We start from the raw sequence: 17,254 nt of genomic DNA, 5'->3' as shown, positions 1-17,254 counted from the left end.
TTAAATGTATCTGGATACAAGCCACACAAGCGTTTGAACTCTGTTGGCTTTAAAGTTTTTACTTGTTCGTAATTCATCTTTCAATCTTAACTCTTGGACTATTTTATCCTATTTTGTCTAGACTTATGCAAGAGATCTACTGAGGAAAAGCTACTAAGGTAGTTAATGCAGTTGAAGTTGTAGCTAGTACAACAAATAAAGACTTTAATGACATAAAGTAATCTCCAAACAAAAAACGTCAGTGCGATCGCCCTCTCTCGTAGCCAGGTAAAGCAACACCCCAACCCAACACCAAAGGGAGATAGCATAAGCATACACACTTCCCCCACAACTGTAGCAAAAAATACAATTTAATAAATCTTTACATTCTTCTCCCTAACTAGCGATTCACAGGGGAAAGAGTTTCAGGTATTTTCCCCTGTTTTACTGCTTCTCAGGCGACCTATCGCCTTCCGTGAGGGATTGTGGCGCGGTGTGTCAGATTCGGTAATAGGGTTCAAAATTTCGCTAACATTGTTAGGTAATTATTTATTAACTGTTGTTAAGTCTTGCATCTCCCCGGTGGGCATGATTTCTAGACTTAGAGGTTATCTTGGTAGTTGGGAGGGTGTATTATACATCGCTTGCGATCGCAGTATAATTTCTTAGTTTATGGAGTTAGAGTCAAAAGATGGAGTTCGAGTGGGATGACCAAAAGAACAACATCAATATTGAAAAACACGGGATCGACTTTAATTTTGCCAAGGAAATCTTTTCAGGAGTCTGGATATCAAAACCTGATAATCGCAGAGACTACGGCGAAGAAAGATTAATCGCTTTGGGACTTTTAGGAGAATTTGTCCTAGTTGCAGTATACACTCTACGAGAACAGAAAATACGGCTTATATCTACAAGACGCGCTAATGCAGAGGAAAGGGGAATTTATTATGAGTATGTCGAGAGAGGAACAATTAAATATCCTTGGTCAGATGAAAGATTCTGATATAGATTATTCAGATGTACCTGCTACTGATGCCGAATTTTGGCAAGAAGCTACTGTTAATTCTCCTCTAAAAGTTCCTGTAACTCTGCAGCTTGAACCCTCAGTTGTTGCTTGGTATAAACAGCAATTTCCCCAAAAATATCAGACTTTAATTAATGCCGTACTAAAAAAATATATGCTAGAACATAATTGTTAAGTGCGATTTCTGGTTCATTGAAAACCTTTACTTGAGCCATAAGTGTTTCCCCTTAAGCAGAATTCACGCCGCCTCCAGTTCATAATGCAAGACCAGAAGCTCATCGCCTGGCAGAATAGCCATTGCATATTCCCGCCCCTGACTGTCAGAAAATTCCACTAAATATTGATAGTGCGAACCTTTTTCATACACCTCAACCACTGTTCCCACCTGTCCGCCTGGCAAGCTGGGGACAGCCTCATAATCTGGCTCAACCAAAGTCAATCGCTCCCGAGGGACGGAGTTGAGGATGGCAACCGTATCTAAAAGTTTGATGTCTTTCATGGTACTTCACTTGATAAAGGCAGAAATTAGGCGAGGGTTGGGATTAATTAAGCTGATTTCCCAGATAGTTCCCAGTTGTGTTCCTTCCCGTTTTGGTATCGTCCAATCCACTTTAAACTGCTGGCCGAATTCCGTGACCGCTTGTTGCACAACTTCCCCCTCCAGGGCAGCCTGTGAGATGAGCGATCGCAAAACCTCAGCGTTCTCGGCAGTTATTCCCAGACGAGAGCGAAAGACTCTGGCTTGATTTTTTCCTCTGGAATGTTCTGGATTTAAGCAATAGCCAATCAGTTTTTCCATCGAGATTTCTGCCAGTTCCCCGTTGGGTAATTTCATCTGCGGCACTCCGAACTTTCTGATTCCCCTCAGAGCAACTCAATTCGCAATTGGCGGCCCACCACAGAAGCCGCCCGTTGGATGGTGTCGAGGGAAACGCCCGTCTTTTCCGGGTCGAGGAGGCGGTCAAGTTGCGCTCGACTGGTCTGCATCCGCGCCGCCATCTCCGTTTTGGTCAGAGAGAGCCGTTTCATCTCCTCAGCCAACTGCCGCGCCAGTACCCGTTTGAGTGCCGCCGCACTACAGTCCTCCTCAAGACCTTCTTCTTTGAGAAAATCATCGAAATCAGAGCCAGTATGGGGGTTAGCGGTCATATTTTTCCTGTTCCTTCTTGCGCTAGTAGGGGCGAACGGCCGTTCGCCCCTACTAGATTTCCCGTTTTGGGGTTTTTGGGACTTCGCCGATGTTGCCGTGCGGCAGAATCATCTCCCCTCGGCTGATGTAAAAGATGACCCGCGTGATGCGTCTGCCCGTAGGGGCAATTCATGAATTGCCCCTACTCCGCACCTCCCATAAGTCTTGATAACCGGAAAGTGAACGGCACAGGGGCAGCCGATGGGAAAGCTAAACTCTACGTCCTTGATATCGCTGCCAATAATCCGGCAATCTTCACGGCCGAGGGTTTTCCACCAATCTTTGACTGGCTCCGACCCACCTTCGGCTCGAAAAAACTTGGCTGGCAGCCTTTTCAATCCTTACTTTCTCAGTTATATGGTACATCAATCGGATTAATGAGATCTTCAACGGTCGCCCAGAAATTACTGGGAGTACCGCCCTTCGATTGGCGAAATATTGGCAAGTTTCCCCATATTTCCGGCTGAACCTGCAAATTCGTTACGATCATCTCCCCCCGCAACGCGCACGAAGTGGTCTCCCCCCGCAACGCGCACGAAGTGGTCTCCCCACTCCCCCATCACCCCACTTCATAATTCATAATTCATAATTCATAATTCCCACTCCCCACTCCTGTCCCCTAACCCACCCTACTGATACGGATATCACCCTTCCGGCTAATGTAAAGAAAACGTTACAGTAACAAGTAAAGCCCAGTAGCCAGGAAGCCGTCGATCATGTTTGAATACTTTAACCAGAAAGCTATCAAAGCGGTGATGTTCGCCCAAGAGGAAGCCCGTCGTACCGGTCACAGTGTCGTGGGTACGGAGCATTTACTGTTAGGATTGATAGGAGAAGCCACCGCCACCGCAGCCTTAATTCTCAAGGATTTAAAAGTTACCCTGCACGAAAGTCGCCGCCTGATTGAAGGAATGACCGGCCGCAGCACGGGTTACAGTCCCGTTAATATCCCTTTTACCCCGAAAGCGAAAAAGATCTTCGAGCAAGCATTTCAGGAAGCTCGACAATTAGGGGAAAAGGCGATCGCACCTGAACATTTATTACTCGCTATCACCAGCGATCCCGAATCCCTAGCCGCTAAAATTTTAATTATGCAGGGTGTTGATTTGATCAAACTTCGCGGCCTTTTACTTAAAAATGCCGGGGAAAAAGTCGCTAGTGGTCGCTTAACGGGTGATAGTGACTATAAAGACCAGAAAAATACTCCCCAAGGCGGTATTTTAGCCCAATATGGTCGCAATTTAAGCCAAGAGGTCAAAAATGGCAAAATTGACCCTTTAATCGGTAGAGAGCCAGAAATCGAGCGAGTTGTCCAAATTTTAGGCCGTCGTACCAAAAGTAACCCGATTTTACTCGGTGCGCCGGGGGTGGGGAAAACAGCGATCGCTGAAGGGTTAGCACAACGCATCCATAATGGCGATATTCCCGAACTTTTGCAGGATAAACAGGTAATTGCCCTCGATATGGGGTCTTTACTGGCGGGAACCCGTTTTCGCGGCGATTTTGAGGAACGTTTAAAAGGTGTTGTGGAGGAAGTTCGCAAATCGGGCAATATTATCCTGTTTATCGATGAAATTCACACTATTGTCGGTGCCGGTAGCATGGGAGGAGCTATGGATGCTTCTAACTTGCTTAAACCTGCTTTAGCTCGCGGGGAGTTACAGTGTTTAGGGGCAACGACTCTCGATGAGTATAAACGGCATATTGAGCGAGATGCGGCTCTAGAAAGACGTTTTCAGCCAGTTATGGTGGGAGAACCGACTAAAGAGCAGGCGATCGAGATTTTACGGGGTTTAAAAGCCACCTACGAGGATTTCCATCAGGTAAAATACGATCAAAAAGCGATCGAAGCTGCCGTTAATCTATCCTCGCGCTATATCAATGATCGCTTTTTACCGGACAAAGCGATCGATCTTCTCGATGAAGCGGGATCCCGCACCCATCTACGCTATTCCCTGCAAAGTACAAGTCCTGCGGAGATTAGGGAAGAATCACCCCTAATTAACCCCGAATCTTTAATTCCAGTGGTGGATGCGGAGGAAATCGCCCAAATTGTCGCCGCTTGGACAGGTATTCCCGTTACCCAATTAACTGAAACTGAGTCGGAATCGCTCTTAAATCTGGAATGTCAACTGCACGAGCGGATTATTGGCCAACAGGAGGCAGTGAATGCCGTTTCTCGTGCTATTCGTCGAGCGCGAGTAAATTTAAAGAATCCTAATCGTCCGATTGCCTCGTTTATTTTTGCCGGTCCAACGGGAGTCGGTAAAACTGAATTAACGAAAGCCTTAGCTAAGTTGCTCTTTGGCTCGGAATCCAGTATGATTCGCCTAGATATGTCGGAATTTATGGAATCCCACACGGTTTCTAAGTTAATTGGTGCGCCTCCCGGATACATCGGTTACAATGAAGGCGGTCAGTTAACGGAAGCAGTGCGTCGTCAACCCTATAGAGTGGTTTTGTTTGACGAAATCGAGAAAGCACATCCCGATGTTTTTAATCTTCTCCTGCAACTGTTAGAAGATGGTCATTTGACCGATTCCCAAGGTCGTCGGGTGGACTTTAAGAATACCCTAATTATCATGACCTCGAATATTGGCTCAAAAGTCATCGAAAAAGGCGGTAATAGCTTAGGATTCGAGATTGCTGACGATTTTGCTCAATCGCGCTACCAACAGATTTCTAATCGGGTGACAGAGGAGTTAAAACAATATTTCCGTCCCGAATTTCTCAACCGTCTCGATGAAATCATTGTTTTCCGACAGTTAACTCGCGAAGAAGTTACCCAGATTGCCGATATTCTTATCGCGGATCTAGCCAAACAATTGACAGAAAAAGGCATTTCTGTGGAAGTTACCGCCGCTTTTAAGGATTTGGTCATCAATGAGGGTTATGATCCTAGCTACGGTGCGCGGCCTTTACGTCGTGCTTTAACTCGACGCTTAGAGGATAGTTTAGCGGTCGCGATGTTATCGGGAAAAGTCAATTCTGGAGACCATGCGCTATTAGATGTAACTGCTGAAGCTGTGGTGACAGTCTCTAGTCATCAGCGCTCTGAGCAAAGCGATATTCTCTCGCAATTACAGTTACAACCAGTGGGTTAATCCCCTCAAAAATTGCTTTTTTCGGGGTTGAAAATGTTTCAACCCCGATTTTTATCATCTAAGTAGCTGGTTATATAGCGTTTCCTGTTCGCACTAGGTACATTATCGATGTTGAAAAGCTTAATTAGCAAAGGTTTAAGTGTGCCACACAGGTGTGAGAACCGCTATAATTAAATTAAAAATGGATTTTAGGTTCGATCCCCCCTGCCCTCCTTGATAAGGTAGGGTTGATTCATGAATCAACCCTACTATTTAGGGAACCAGCGTTCTTGAATTTGATTAATCGCCCAGCTGAAAATCGCCCCCGCAATTAAAATACTAATAGCAGGATTGAATAAGGGCAGCCAAAGACGCTGAAAAAGTTTAAATCCTAGGGGAATTCCCGTGGATTCACCGATAACAGCCAGGGCAAACCAGAGAAAGCCCGCTATTACTAAAAACACATCAAATATTAAGATTCTATTCAACCACTTGACAAATTGCTCTTTCATTGCCTTAAAAACTTAGGTTATTTAACAGTTTATTCACGAAAAAGTATACCACTGTCACCTTAATCCCAAGCTCTCCAGAGCCAAGCTAGTCCGGCAGTAATGATTAAAACTTTAGTTAACCAATCTCCCCAGCGCACATATAAAGTTCTCGTATCCCGTCGATAAATTGTTTCGCTATGGATTTGATATTTATCTAAATCCGATAGCCAAAGGTGATTACCGTGGGGATCGACAAAAGCAGAATAACCTGTATTGGTGGCCCGGGCCATCCATCGATCGGTTTCGATCGCTCGCATGGTATCCTGAGCATGGTGTTGAGCGGGCATGGCGTGGCTATAATGGGCGTTATTAGAAGCGGTAATAATAAATTCGCCTCCCCTAGCAGTTTGACGGCGAAAATGTTCGGAAAAAGCCGACTCGTAACAAATGCCCACAATTATTTTACCGAAAGGGCTGTCAATAATTTGATCAGGATTTCCCTGGATTAAATGCGCTTGCAAGGGAGAAAGGCGATCAACAATTCCGCCCAAAATTTCCTGAAAAGGAACGTATTCGCCTAAAGGCACGAGAATTACTTTATCATACCGACTAATCACCTGTCCCTCGCCATCAATGGTCAAGAGACTATTGTTATAACCCTTGTCCACCTTGCCAAATGCACCTAACCAGATCGGCGTTTTTTTGGCTAAAATTGCCGAATAAATCGAGCTATTATTGACTAAGTTCTCCCAATAGTAGGGTAAGGCCGTTTCAGGAGTTAAGACGGCATCTACTCCTCGATCGGCCAGAATTTGATAACCAGAGGTGTAACCTTCGAGCGCCTTTTGAAATCCCAGGGGCGAAAGTTTAATCGTGTTGGCAATATTGCCCTGAATTACGCCAATTTTTATCCCTAAATCCCTTGACTTTTCGATCGGTTTATGGTATGTATTCCATCCCCAGAGATGGAGGCTCAAACAAATGAGGAGGGGTAAAGAGAGAAAAGCGAGATTTTGCCGCGATTGACGGATTAGGAGCAAGCTTTCAGCGATTAAACCGTTAATTGCCACAATTGCCGCCGTTACCGTCGTAAAACCCGATAATTTGCCCAATTGCAGAATCAATAAATTATGGGGACTTTGACTATAAGCAAGGGTAGTCCACCAGAGAGGGGATTGACTCCAGAGAGATTCTAACCCACACCAGAGGGCAGTGCCGATGAAAACCCGTAGGAGGGCATCCCGAAAAGATGACTGATTAACACTTTTGTTGACATAAAACATGACTAACGTCCAAGTTAGCACGATCGCCGTTCCCCAAAAAGTAATAAACAACCAACAAAACAGGGCAATTAACAAACTCGCTAACCAGGGGACACCCATCCACGTCATCGGGTGAATTCCCGTGATCCAGAATAAAGCCAGACCATGGTAGGCAAAACCCCAGCCAAAACCGTATAAAAGCTGTTTTTTTAGGGATTTTTCCGCTAATCTCACAACAATCCACAGGGGGACTAGAGAAATCCATGCGAGTAACCACCAAGAAACCGGCGCTACTGTTAACCCCATCCCCACACCGGCCAAAATTGCCCAGAGAAAACGCACCATCTTTTACTCCAGTCAGGTTAAACTCCTCTGACCTACTAGATCAGAGTAGCTAGAGGGAAGACAAAACACAAGAGACATACAGAAGTTTTTCAGCACATCTACAATAGAGCAGTTAGCGAGTAAAAAAGCCCTTCCATGAGATGCTATGGCAAGCTATAGACTCAGACAAACAGGGATATGGGGAATGTCACCCTCACCCTGAAAGCCTAAACTCGGACTGAATAAGTGATTGAATACATGGATAATTTTAACCCCAAATTAACGGCTCTGTCTCTTGTCTTGAATGTCGAGGAAAATCTCGAAGATATTTTTCGGAAAATAGCTAGTATGAGCGCTCATCAATTGCGAGCGCGGCACTGTTCAATTATGTTAAGCTCTCCACAGGAATCAAAAGGGGAAATTACCGATTATCTAGAAGTTTTTGCCCATTATGATGATCTATCACCTTTGGCTGATCAAGAAATAATTAAACTCGATCAAGTTATTGCCGACAGTGTAGCGGCCACAGGAAAACCTTTACTAATTAAGGATATCACTCGATCGCCATTTTCCAGTGCAGCCCCTTATCCCAAAAAATCAAATAATAATAGTTTTATATCCGTACCGATTATCCTAAACGAGCAGGTAATCGGAGTAATTAATCTCAGTTTTCCCCTAGACAAAAAACATTTTGAACCATTAGATTTAGAAATCTTGCAGTTATTCGCTCAACAGGCTGCCCAATCCCTGCAAATTTTTCATTTGCAAGGGATGTTAAAATCTCGTTTTGTGGCTATGGCAGTGACTAGAGAAATAGCAGAAATTCAGTCCGAACATTTGATCGCTGTCCCTCCTTATCCCCCGAAATTAGCCAAAATTGTCGCTAAGGCTTTTTTTAAAGAATTAACTCAGGCCGGTTTTGGAACCCCTCAAGTTATTGAGATTGCTAATGAGGTTTTGAATTTACTACAAAAGACCCTTAATAAACATAAAAATCGTCTGGAAGGAAAAGATTGAGCGCTAGTCAAGGGTTAAAACCTATTAACCTGCCACCCCTGTGCAGTCCTAAGAAGTAATTGAGATAGTTAACAGCTTAATTTACTGATTACCGCTGCCGTCCTGCCGTCCTAATTCATAGACACCACAGGCAACACAGGCGAGAATACCGACACTAATCGGCCAACTTTTTCCTAAACTAATCTCGATTAACCAATCGGAGAAACCGCCGAGAATGAGAAAGGGAATAATACTAAAGATAGAGGCATAAAAAGCATTTTGGGATTCTCTGGCGACGCGAGTTTTTTCAAACTCCTCTAGGGAAGTATAGAGGAAACGCTCGGCAAAATTAAACCAGCCATAGAAAATTTCTATAAACCAATTTCGCACCCCAGCTAACCCCAGATACAATGCTAAAGACCAGAGACAGCTACCGGCAATAAAGGCCGGGGAAATATTGATAGTGAAGGGCAGAAAGTCGATTACCATAAATGAGAGCCACAGGAGTGATAAATTTGAGCGAACGGCTTGATCAATCTTAACAAGTCTTGACCCTGGCACCAAAAAGTTGACATCCTCACCGCCAGGGCCGGACGGTGATTTCCAAACCTGACGATTTGGGTTTCTGTTTGGGGTCCCTTACCCGGTTTCGCGGCTGCCTTAACAGATTTACCCCCCTCTGGTCAACAGGTCGCCACCAGGACTGGGAAAATGGGGAAATGGGGAAATTCAACTAAAACCCCTTCGCTGTGATTTCTCTGTGTTCTGACATGGAGAGCTTTATTGTCAACTAATCTTACACCGCCCAAGGTGCGCCGCAATAGCGACTCTTGTTCTGGTGTTGGGTAAAATCGGTAGCGATCGGCTTTCCCCATACCTGACCTTCTGGCATATATCCTGTAAATGCGCTAGTATTTAACAGTAAATCCAACCTAGAACGGCGGGGTTTCAGACCCAATTTTTTTGATGAAAAGTTTTTTTAAGAAACCTTATCGGTTAGGAATTTTGATGCTTGTATCGACAAGTTTAATGGCCTGTAGTGCCTTAAACTATAGCTCTTTTACGGAACTCGTGCCATCTTTCTCTCCCGCTCCTTCTCCCTCTCCCTCTCCTTTAGATGCGGCAACTTTACTTGTTTTAGAGAATAAAATCTATCAACAGGTCAATCGCTATCGTCAATCTCGTAATTTATCTCCCCTACTGTTAAATCGAGCAATTTCGCAACAGGCAAGATTACATAGCCAACGTATGGCCGCGGGTTTAGTTCCTTTTAGTCATCAAGATTTTGACAAAAGAGCGCAAACTATTGGTGTTTCGGTTCCCTATCAAGCGGTGGGGGAAAATGTGGCAGTTAATCAAGGTTATGATGACCCGGTAATGATTGCTGTGGATGGCTGGATTAAAAGTCAAGGTCATCGGGAAAATATGGAGGGAGATTTTGATAGTACCGGGATTGGAGTAGCGACGGATAATCAAGGAAAATTGTACTTTACTCAAATATTTCTAAAACGTCAATCCGCTCCTGTTTCTACTAATTCCCTTAGCTACGATCCTATCGAGAATCAATCTTTTTTAATTACCCTCGAAGAAAACACTAATTATCAAGTTAATCGCTACCGAATTTCTCAAAATTTACCGCCCCTACGTCTCGATGCTCGTATTAGTCATGAAGCTCGCTTATTTAGTCAAAAAATGGCCCATAAACAGGCTCCTTTTAGTCATGATGGTTTTGCGGGAAGAGTCAAGGCAGTACAAAGGAAGATTCCTTTAGAAAAAATGGGCGAAAATTTGGCTTTTATGAAGGGATATCCTGACCCCGTTAGCGTTGCCGTCAAGGGTTGGATTAATAGCCCCGGCCATCAAAAAAATATGGTTGGTGATTATAATCTCACCGGTATCGGTATCGCTAAAAATAATGCTGGTGAATATTATTTTACACAACTTTTTGTTAAAAAGCGTTGACAAAATCCCCCCGATGATACTTAAATTTAATTACCAGTTTTTAACATCAGTTATCAGTTATCATTTAAGTAGTCGGACATAAATTCTGTGGTCTATCTTAAGAAATGTAAATTGCCGCAATTCTTACTGACGACCGACTCCTTACCCCACAGTTAACTTTACTTTTGTCCAACTACTTATCAGGGAAATAAAGGCAGTCGTGCGATAGGCAAAAGCATTACAAATTTCCCTCCTGTCTCCTGTCTCCTGTCTCCTGTCTCCTATCTTCTAACTATATGAACTTAGACAATTTTCAAGTGTGCGATCGAGATTTAAGCGATGACCTATTATCCCGTTATCTAGGGGTTAATTCGATCGCTGTAGATACAGAAACTATGGGATTAATACCGGGGCGCGATCGACTGTGTTTAATTCAACTCTGTGATCCCAGTGGTTTTGTCACCGCTATTCGCGTTTTTAGGGGGCAAACAGAGGCTCCTAATCTCAAAAAGGTCATGGAGGATGAGCGGATAGAAAAAGTCTTTCATTTCGCCCGTTTTGATGTGGCTCAATTATCCCATACTTTCGGCATTGCCACTAAACCGATTTTCTGTACCAAAATCGCCAGTAAACTGGCTCGGACTTATACCAGCAGTCACGGTTTAAAAAGTCTCGTGCAGGAATTGGAAGGCATAGAATTAGACAAAACCGCTCAGAGTTCTGATTGGGGAAATGCCGCTAATCTCACCCCACAACAACTGAGTTACGCGGCTAACGATGTGCGCTATTTACTGTCAGTGCGAGATAAATTGATTGTGATGATGCAAAGAGAAGAAAGATGGGAATTAGCCCAAAAATGCTTTAGTTGTATCCCCATCTTCACCGCTTTAGATTTACAGCAATACAAAGATATATTTGAGCATTAGCCAGCACAAGTTACAGTCTATTTAATAAGTAAATAGAAGAGAGATTTTGTCTTTTATCCCCCCTTAATCCCCCCTTAATAAGGGGGGTATCTGACAATTTTTAACACCCACCTACTTAGTATGATTGACTCGCAATCGAACTTTAAAAACCCAGTTATGGATTGTTTCTTCCCACTTCCCCACTTCCCCACTTCCCCACTTCCCACTCCCCCACTCCCCCACTCCCCACTCCCCCACTTCCATCACTGTTTACTGATCACTGAAAATGCTCTCTACTGCCAAAAGCTGCCAAGATCACAAAAAAGACCGCTATGATCGAAAATAGAAATCATCGTCATTGGTAGAGAATAGGTAAAAAATCTATGACATCTTATGCGGCCTCCTCTGCACGAGCCGAAATGAGCGAACTTCGGCGCCTAAAAACCCTACTACCTCCAGAATTACAAAGTTGGGTAACGGTAGAAGGTTCCACAGAGGTTAACCCCCCCCTGATCCGTTGTGAAGAAATTGGCAGAGATGAGGTAGAAATTCAGATAGATTTGGCAAAATGGGAAAATTTAGCCATCGATCAGCGTAATTTGCTCTTTTGGCATGAAGTCGCCAGGATTCAAAATGATAGTATTCCCCGGGAAGGCTGGGAAATGGCCGCCCTCGCTATTGGCTTAGGTGGTGCGGTGGGGGAATTATGGGTACAGGACGGGTTATTATTGCTTTTGGCTATGGGATTATGTGGGATTTCCGGTTATCGTCTCTGGCGCAAAAATAATGGCGATAAAATTCTCAAAGAAGCGATCGAAGCCGATGAAAAAGCGATCGCCTTGGCCACCCGTTTCGGTTATTCTCTCCCCAACGCCTACAAGAGCCTAGGCAGTGCCTTTAAAACCCTAATTGAACAAACGCCCAACCGTCGTCTGCGTAAGCGTTATGAGACCCGTTTAGATGCCCTGAGAAAGAGTGCAGCCAAAGCGAAAGCCCAAACCCAAGGCCGTCCGCCCCTAGGTGAGATTCGTTAGCCGATGATCACAGGTAATCTCTGACATTACCCATTGGTATTTGGGGAAAAGTGTAGTAAACATTTAAGTGGGTCATCAGGCCTTGTTCATCTATCAAACCATCTCTTTGTGTCGATGACTTCCCAAATTCCTGAAACACGTTTTCTGATCATTCCGATGGAGTATCCGGTTTTGCGGATGCCGGATCGCTTGACTGTCTTGGAAGCAGTACAGTTCAAGGATCTGTTTCACCATCTCATCGCCCAAACACCCACTCCCGAAAAAGTCATTCTTGATCTGAATGCCACTCAATTTATGGATAGTAGTGGTGTGGGTGCTTTAGTCCATAATCTCAAAGCGGCCAAGGCAGAAAATATCGAGTTAGTGCTGGCTAACGTCCATTCCCCAGTGATGGGGGTTTTATCGATTACGGGATTAGATCAATTATTCACCTTCCAAACCCCTCCCCTAGCAGCCCAAGAAAAGGGCTTTACTGCCAATGAAAACCATCTACCGGAAACCCATCCCTCGATTCGCAGTTGGTTAAAGCGCGGTCTTGACATTGTTGGTGGGATCGTGGGTTTATTAATCACGGGGGTTATTTTTGTCCCCATTGCTATTGCTATTAAGTTAGACAGTCCCGGTCCAATTTTTTTCAGTCAAACCCGCTGCGGTTGGTTGGGAAAGGAATTTAAAATTCTTAAGTTTCGTTCCATGTGTGTGGATGCAGAAGCACTCAAGGATAAAATCCCCAATCAAGCGGAGGGAGCTTTTTTTAAAAATAAAAATGATCCCCGGATTACCCGGGTAGGAAAATTTTTACGTCGCACCAGTTTAGACGAATTGCCCCAGTTTTGGAATGTGATCACCGGTGAAATGAGTCTTGTTGGCACTCGTCCTCCCACCCCCGATGAGGTGGAACGCTACGATGTTCCCCAATGGCAACGTTTAGATGTAAAACCCGGTATGACGGGAGAATGGCAGGTGAATGGTCGCTCTCGGGTGAGTAATTTTGAAGAGGTAATTCAACTAGATTTGCGCTATCAAGAAAATTGGAGTTTAGGCTACGATCTACAACTGATTTTTAAAACAATTTTGATTCTCTTTCAAAAAAACAGTGGTGCCTTCTGAAGTCTTAAATTCCCCTTCTTTCCCCCTCCAATTCCATCTACAAGTCCAGACGGAATTGGCAGCTTTAATCCCAGTCCTACAATGGTTTGAATCTCACGGCCGCTCTTTTCTACCCGACTCGGTGCTTTGGCAGTGTAAGGTGGCTTTAGCAGAAGGATTTACTAATGCTGTCCGTTACGCTCACCAACATTTACCACCGACTACACCGATCGATCTAGAATTAACTTTAAAGTCCCATTCTCTAGAAATAAGAATATGGGATCACGGTCAATCTTTTGATCTGCAAGCCAAACTTGATTCTCTACAACAACGTCCCCTCGCACCTTTGGAAATGGAAAGCGATCGAGGATTAATTTTTATGCGTTCTCTTACTGATACTTTACAATATATCCGCACTGGCGAAGGGAGAAATTGTTTAATTCTCCAGAAAAGTTTTTAAGTCAATTTATCCCCTGCTAGAAACTCCGTCCATGGCACAGGTTTCCAGACGAGAAAAAACAATTATCCCACCCCCCACACCCCACACAAGGGTGGGGAGATGTCCCCAGGGTGCTTTGAGAGAGAAAGTAATTTGATCGTAGTATAACCACTTGTTATTAACTCGCCAACCGACTTTTGCTCCAAAAGCGTTCCATTTTTGTTGATCATAATTGCCGCTTCCTCCCAAACTTTCATAGATTCTTTTCTGAACAGATATACCGAATTTTCCCTGACTATATTTTAACCAGAGTTGATTGATAGTGGCTAAATCTTCACAGGGAAAGTTATCTATGTCTTCTATCTTAAGATATTTTTCTTTAGTTCGATCGGCAACTTTTAAGAATAGATTAGCCGTTTCTTGATCTGCCTCTTGCCATTTTTCTTGCGCTAAGAAATCCCGTAGGTTAGTGTAATCAATTTCCTTGGCACTTTTGAGGTTAATTTCCTCCCTGGTGGCGGCTGGAAAAACTGGCAAAACCGTTTCTTGAATTGTATTCTGTGATCGGGGTTTTGGCGGAATCACGAAGGCTAATTTTACTGCTAACTCTTGCAGGACTTCCCCAGCTGATTGATAACGTTTTTTGGTGCCAAATTCAATTAATTTATCTAAAATTTTACCTAATTCAACACTAACAGGATTATTAATCAGGTGCTGTCTCCATACCCATTCATGTTCACTCACATCGAATAATTCAAAGGGAGATATTCCCGTTAATAAATAGATACAAGTGACTCCCAAACTATATAAATCACTGCTATTAATCGCTTTGCCATTACTTTGTTCTGGAGCGATATATCCCGCCGAACCGATCACTGTTCCTGTCAGGGAAAGGTTAGCAATGGGCATGAATTTAGAGGCACCAAAATCCACTAAAATTATTTTATTATCGCTGCGTCTCCTAATTATATTAGCTGGTTTAATATCCCGATGAATGACTCTTTTAGCATGGATAAAATCAAGAATTGGCAAAATTTCTAATAAAAGATGTTTGATCTTTTCCTCATTGAAAACTCCCTCGCTTTGTAATTCTTGTTCTAGATTTTCTCCCTCAATATATTCTTGAACAAGATATTGTCGCCCATCATTGCTGGTAAAATAGGCATAGAGGGAGGGAATTTGTGGGTGTTGACCGAGATTATCTAAACTAATCGCTTCTTCTTTAAATAATTCCGCCGCTTTCTTGAGAGCATTACTGCCTTGAGCGCTAGGAAAAAATTGTTTAATCACACAATAAGGTTTAGAAGGTTTATCCTCATCAATTGCTTGAAAAGTTTTACCGAAACCTCCTTGACCAATTAATTTTATAGCACGATAACGATCTTTTAGTAATAATTGAAAGCGACATTTTTGACAGAATTTATCTGTAGGATCATTGTTATATAGACAATCGGGATTAAGACATAAACTCATGGCTTGTTTAAACAGGGATAGGGAAGATGTTTCAGTTATCAGTAAACTGATAACTGATAACTGATAACTGATAACTGATAACTGATAACTGATAACTGATAGCTAAATCGAGGTTTCTTCCTCTAGCCAAATTTCTGGCTGTTGATTTAATAAAAGCTGGGCTGCCTCTAACATATCATCGACAATATCGCGCAAATCTGTCTTATTATCGATATAAGCTTTTAACGCCTCCATCGGATCTAATTGATTACCCACCCCTAATTCCGGTAAACGGGGACGGGTTAATTGACTAATTAATTCCGCCCGAATACTATAACTATGGGCAGTTTTTAACGCTTCGTCAAGCTGATTGGTGTTGATTAGTTCTAATTGTTCACTGCGAATTTTATAAACTAAGCGGATAACTGCTTCCTGAATATCGTGTTTTTTGAGAGCTTTCAGCAATTCTTTTTGGGGGTTTTCTGCCTCGGAAACATCCACTTCGATGGAACGGAAAGGACGCACGGGTAAAGGACAAAATTCCCATTTAACCTCTCCTTTAGCCACTTCTATTAAAACATAGCCTTTATCTTCTTTTTCCTCGCTAAAATCCACTCGATCGATGCTCCCGGGATAGACAATGGGCGGATCATTGCTAGGATTAAGATTTTGGTGTTTGTGAACATGACCAAGGGCAACATACTCGAATTGTGGACGATTTAGCAACGATAAAGGCACAGTAAAACCTTTACCAACCGCTAAAAATCTTTCTGCTCCTAAACTAGCTCGATCGGCCATTAAATGGGCTAATAAAACTGTTGGTAAACTTGTATCTAATTGGCGAATTTCTCCTTCTAAAACCGGTTCCAAACGGTTAATTAACAATTCATTTACCCCACTCAAGGATAAACCCTCGGTTTCGGGACGGGTTAAGAGAGTGGCGCGGGTTAACCAAGGTAAAGTAATTACTTGGATATCGCCGTTGCGGGTGGTGATGCGATGGGTGGTAAGGCGATCGCCAACAATAAACCCCGGCACCGCTAGGGTACGATAGATGGAGAGACTGACACCGCCATTACCATGAGAATGTTGATCGTGATTACCCACTAATAACACCGTCGGGATATTAGCATCGGCAAGACGACGGAATTGACTGGCAAAAGCTTCGTGAACAAAGGGAGGAGGAGTGGCATCGGGAAAGGCATCTCCCCCAAAAAGCACTAGATCCACAGGGGAGGCAATAGCCCGATCGATACAGAGGCTTAAACTGCCCATAAAATCCTCTAAACGCGTGTTTAATCCCGTTTTTGGATTTAAACGTCCATGGGAAAAACCGCTGCCCATGTGAATATCCGATAAGTGCAGTATTTTAATCATAGTAAAGGAAAAACAGGCGTAATTAAGTACACCTGTTCAGGATTATTTTCCTAATTTTTTATCGCCATCTTGACGACGGCGATCGCGCCATTCTGTAGTCGTCAGGTAGAGAATGCCACCACTGACGATAACGAGGAGAATTAAGGCGACTAGAAAGAGAGTGTTGAGAATCAAGGATGTTTCCATGGTATCTATAGATTACCTAGAAACCGTTACGACCCCAAACCACCATGGCGATCGACCAAGTGAACAGGGCGAGAATGCTAACCCAACCAAGTGTCAAAATATCCATAATTGCCTTTGTTAAACGAATTACTTAGGAGTTGACACTCTCCGCCCTAAAAGTGCGGAGATTCTTGGGCTGAATCTTGCCGCTACTAGCAAAGCTAATTTTGGTCTTACAGTTTCATGTCTAGTCCGACTACACCTACAAGGCAAGCACTCTTAAAGACTACTCCCCAAGCGTAAATTTCTGTGTGTCCCACAGTATTTAATTGTTTTTCGCTCTTACCATGTGGACTTACGATGAAAGCTTTTGTACCAGTGATGGTTAGAGATTTAGGGATTACGGAGTGTCGCTTGTTTCCTGCGTTCCCAAAGTCAACGACTCAATTTAATGCTAACATAAAGTCGCCCTAAAGGGCGAGGTTTTCAACCCAAATTTTCGAT

At 43.5% G+C, this 17,254-nt stretch carries 20 protein-coding genes and 1 pseudogene; 10 read left to right on the top strand and 11 right to left on the bottom strand.

Going from position 1 to position 17,254, the window contains the following annotated elements; all coding sequences use genetic code 11:
* The first annotated feature begins 670 nt into the window (after positions 1–670).
* Positions 671–982, top strand: coding sequence for a BrnT family toxin (locus IM477_RS03460; RefSeq protein WP_061430167.1), 312 nt, complete (start codon positions 671–673; stop codon positions 980–982).
* A complete protein-coding gene (locus IM477_RS03455; RefSeq protein ID WP_287730538.1) occupies positions 927–1,178 on the top strand; it encodes a BrnA antitoxin family protein in 252 nt (83 codons plus the stop codon). The genes IM477_RS03460 and IM477_RS03455 overlap by 56 nt, the downstream gene beginning before the upstream one ends.
* A gap of 63 nt (positions 1,179–1,241) precedes the next feature.
* Here the strand turns inward: IM477_RS03455 and IM477_RS03450 are convergent, their stop codons facing one another.
* Genes IM477_RS03450 through IM477_RS03440 form a run of 3 tightly spaced genes read right to left on the bottom strand, consistent with a single transcriptional unit; the run spans position 1,242 to position 2,152 of the window.
* Complete coding sequence (locus IM477_RS03450; RefSeq protein ID WP_287730537.1) at positions 1,242–1,502, bottom strand: DUF4926 domain-containing protein; 261 nt, start codon at positions 1,500–1,502, stop codon at positions 1,242–1,244.
* A gap of 6 nt (positions 1,503–1,508) precedes the next feature.
* Positions 1,509–1,838 carry a DUF6883 domain-containing protein gene (locus IM477_RS03445; protein ID WP_287730536.1) on the bottom strand — a complete coding sequence of 110 codons (330 nt, stop codon included), beginning with the start codon at positions 1,836–1,838 and terminating at the stop codon, positions 1,509–1,511.
* 29 nt (positions 1,839–1,867) lie between these two features.
* The gene (locus IM477_RS03440; protein WP_287730535.1) at positions 1,868–2,152 is read right to left on the bottom strand and encodes a helix-turn-helix domain-containing protein; all 285 of its coding nucleotides are present in this window, start codon (positions 2,150–2,152) and stop codon (positions 1,868–1,870) included.
* A gap of 171 nt (positions 2,153–2,323) precedes the next feature.
* Between IM477_RS03440 and IM477_RS03435 the strand changes: the two genes are divergently transcribed.
* Positions 2,324–2,659 (top strand): hypothetical protein, encoded by a 336-nt coding sequence (locus tag IM477_RS03435; RefSeq protein ID WP_287730534.1) that lies wholly within the window; start codon positions 2,324–2,326, stop codon positions 2,657–2,659.
* A 249-nt stretch (positions 2,660–2,908) separates the two neighbouring features.
* Positions 2,909–5,296, top strand: coding sequence for an ATP-dependent Clp protease ATP-binding subunit (locus tag IM477_RS03430; protein WP_287730533.1), 2,388 nt, complete (start codon positions 2,909–2,911; stop codon positions 5,294–5,296).
* Positions 5,297–5,544: 248 nt separating this feature from the next.
* Here IM477_RS03430 and IM477_RS03425 read toward each other — a convergent pair whose 3' ends face one another.
* Positions 5,545–5,787 carry a DUF8620 family protein gene (locus IM477_RS03425; protein ID WP_147069592.1) on the bottom strand — a complete coding sequence of 81 codons (243 nt, stop codon included), beginning with the start codon at positions 5,785–5,787 and terminating at the stop codon, positions 5,545–5,547.
* Positions 5,788–5,846: 59 nt separating this feature from the next.
* On the bottom strand, positions 5,847–7,373 hold the full coding sequence (lnt, locus tag IM477_RS03420; protein WP_287730532.1) for an apolipoprotein N-acyltransferase: 1,527 nt from the start codon (positions 7,371–7,373) through the stop codon (positions 5,847–5,849).
* Between the two features lie 237 nt (positions 7,374–7,610).
* On the opposite strand from lnt, the gene IM477_RS03415 reads away from it, so the two are divergent.
* Positions 7,611–8,369: a GAF domain-containing protein gene (locus IM477_RS03415; protein ID WP_287730531.1), complete on the top strand. Its 759-nt coding sequence runs from the start codon at positions 7,611–7,613 to the stop codon at positions 8,367–8,369.
* Between the two features lie 81 nt (positions 8,370–8,450).
* Here the strand turns inward: IM477_RS03415 and IM477_RS03410 are convergent, their stop codons facing one another.
* The gene (locus IM477_RS03410; RefSeq protein ID WP_002799133.1) at positions 8,451–8,837 is read right to left on the bottom strand and encodes a hypothetical protein; all 387 of its coding nucleotides are present in this window, start codon (positions 8,835–8,837) and stop codon (positions 8,451–8,453) included.
* Positions 8,838–9,106: 269 nt separating this feature from the next.
* A pseudogene (locus IM477_RS03405) lies at positions 9,107–9,223 on the bottom strand (helix-turn-helix domain-containing protein); the annotation flags it as partial.
* 91 nt (positions 9,224–9,314) lie between these two features.
* Between IM477_RS03405 and IM477_RS03400 the strand changes: the two are divergent.
* The 5 genes from IM477_RS03400 to IM477_RS03380 all read left to right on the top strand — a co-directional run bounded on the left by IM477_RS03400 (position 9,315) and on the right by IM477_RS03380 (position 13,777).
* The gene (locus IM477_RS03400) at positions 9,315–10,310 is read left to right on the top strand and encodes a CAP domain-containing protein (protein ID WP_287730530.1); all 996 of its coding nucleotides are present in this window, start codon (positions 9,315–9,317) and stop codon (positions 10,308–10,310) included.
* A 275-nt stretch (positions 10,311–10,585) separates the two neighbouring features.
* Positions 10,586–11,215: a ribonuclease D gene (locus IM477_RS03395; RefSeq protein ID WP_287730529.1), complete on the top strand. Its 630-nt coding sequence runs from the start codon at positions 10,586–10,588 to the stop codon at positions 11,213–11,215.
* 362 nt (positions 11,216–11,577) lie between these two features.
* Positions 11,578–12,228, top strand: a complete 651-nt coding sequence (locus IM477_RS03390; protein WP_002756971.1) for a DUF3318 domain-containing protein — start codon at positions 11,578–11,580, stop codon at positions 12,226–12,228.
* 114 nt (positions 12,229–12,342) lie between these two features.
* Positions 12,343–13,338 carry an anti-sigma factor antagonist gene (locus IM477_RS03385; protein ID WP_287730528.1) on the top strand — a complete coding sequence of 332 codons (996 nt, stop codon included), beginning with the start codon at positions 12,343–12,345 and terminating at the stop codon, positions 13,336–13,338.
* Positions 13,325–13,777: an ATP-binding protein gene (locus tag IM477_RS03380; RefSeq protein ID WP_002799139.1), complete on the top strand. Its 453-nt coding sequence runs from the start codon at positions 13,325–13,327 to the stop codon at positions 13,775–13,777. The genes IM477_RS03385 and IM477_RS03380 overlap by 14 nt, the downstream gene beginning before the upstream one ends.
* Positions 13,778–13,783: 6 nt before the next feature.
* Here the strand turns inward: IM477_RS03380 and IM477_RS03375 are convergent, their stop codons facing one another.
* The 4 genes from IM477_RS03375 to petN all read right to left on the bottom strand — a co-directional run bounded on the left by IM477_RS03375 (position 13,784) and on the right by petN (position 16,877).
* On the bottom strand, positions 13,784–15,229 hold the full coding sequence (locus IM477_RS03375) for a serine/threonine-protein kinase (protein WP_287730527.1): 1,446 nt from the start codon (positions 15,227–15,229) through the stop codon (positions 13,784–13,786).
* A gap of 102 nt (positions 15,230–15,331) precedes the next feature.
* Positions 15,332–16,585 carry an exonuclease subunit SbcD gene (gene sbcD, locus IM477_RS03370; protein ID WP_002756966.1) on the bottom strand — a complete coding sequence of 418 codons (1,254 nt, stop codon included), beginning with the start codon at positions 16,583–16,585 and terminating at the stop codon, positions 15,332–15,334.
* Between the two features lie 42 nt (positions 16,586–16,627).
* On the bottom strand, positions 16,628–16,771 hold the full coding sequence (locus tag IM477_RS03365; protein ID WP_002736416.1) for a hypothetical protein: 144 nt from the start codon (positions 16,769–16,771) through the stop codon (positions 16,628–16,630).
* Between the two features lie 16 nt (positions 16,772–16,787).
* Positions 16,788–16,877, bottom strand: a complete 90-nt coding sequence (gene petN / locus IM477_RS03360; RefSeq protein ID WP_012265708.1) for a cytochrome b6-f complex subunit PetN — start codon at positions 16,875–16,877, stop codon at positions 16,788–16,790.
* Between the last annotated feature and the right edge of the window lie 377 nt (positions 16,878–17,254).

This window comes from Microcystis sp. M090S1, from assembly GCF_020246295.1.
In the GTDB taxonomy this organism is placed as follows: domain Bacteria; phylum Cyanobacteriota; class Cyanobacteriia; order Cyanobacteriales; family Microcystaceae; genus Microcystis; species Microcystis aeruginosa.
This window is presented reverse-complemented; position numbering and strand designations above follow the sequence as displayed.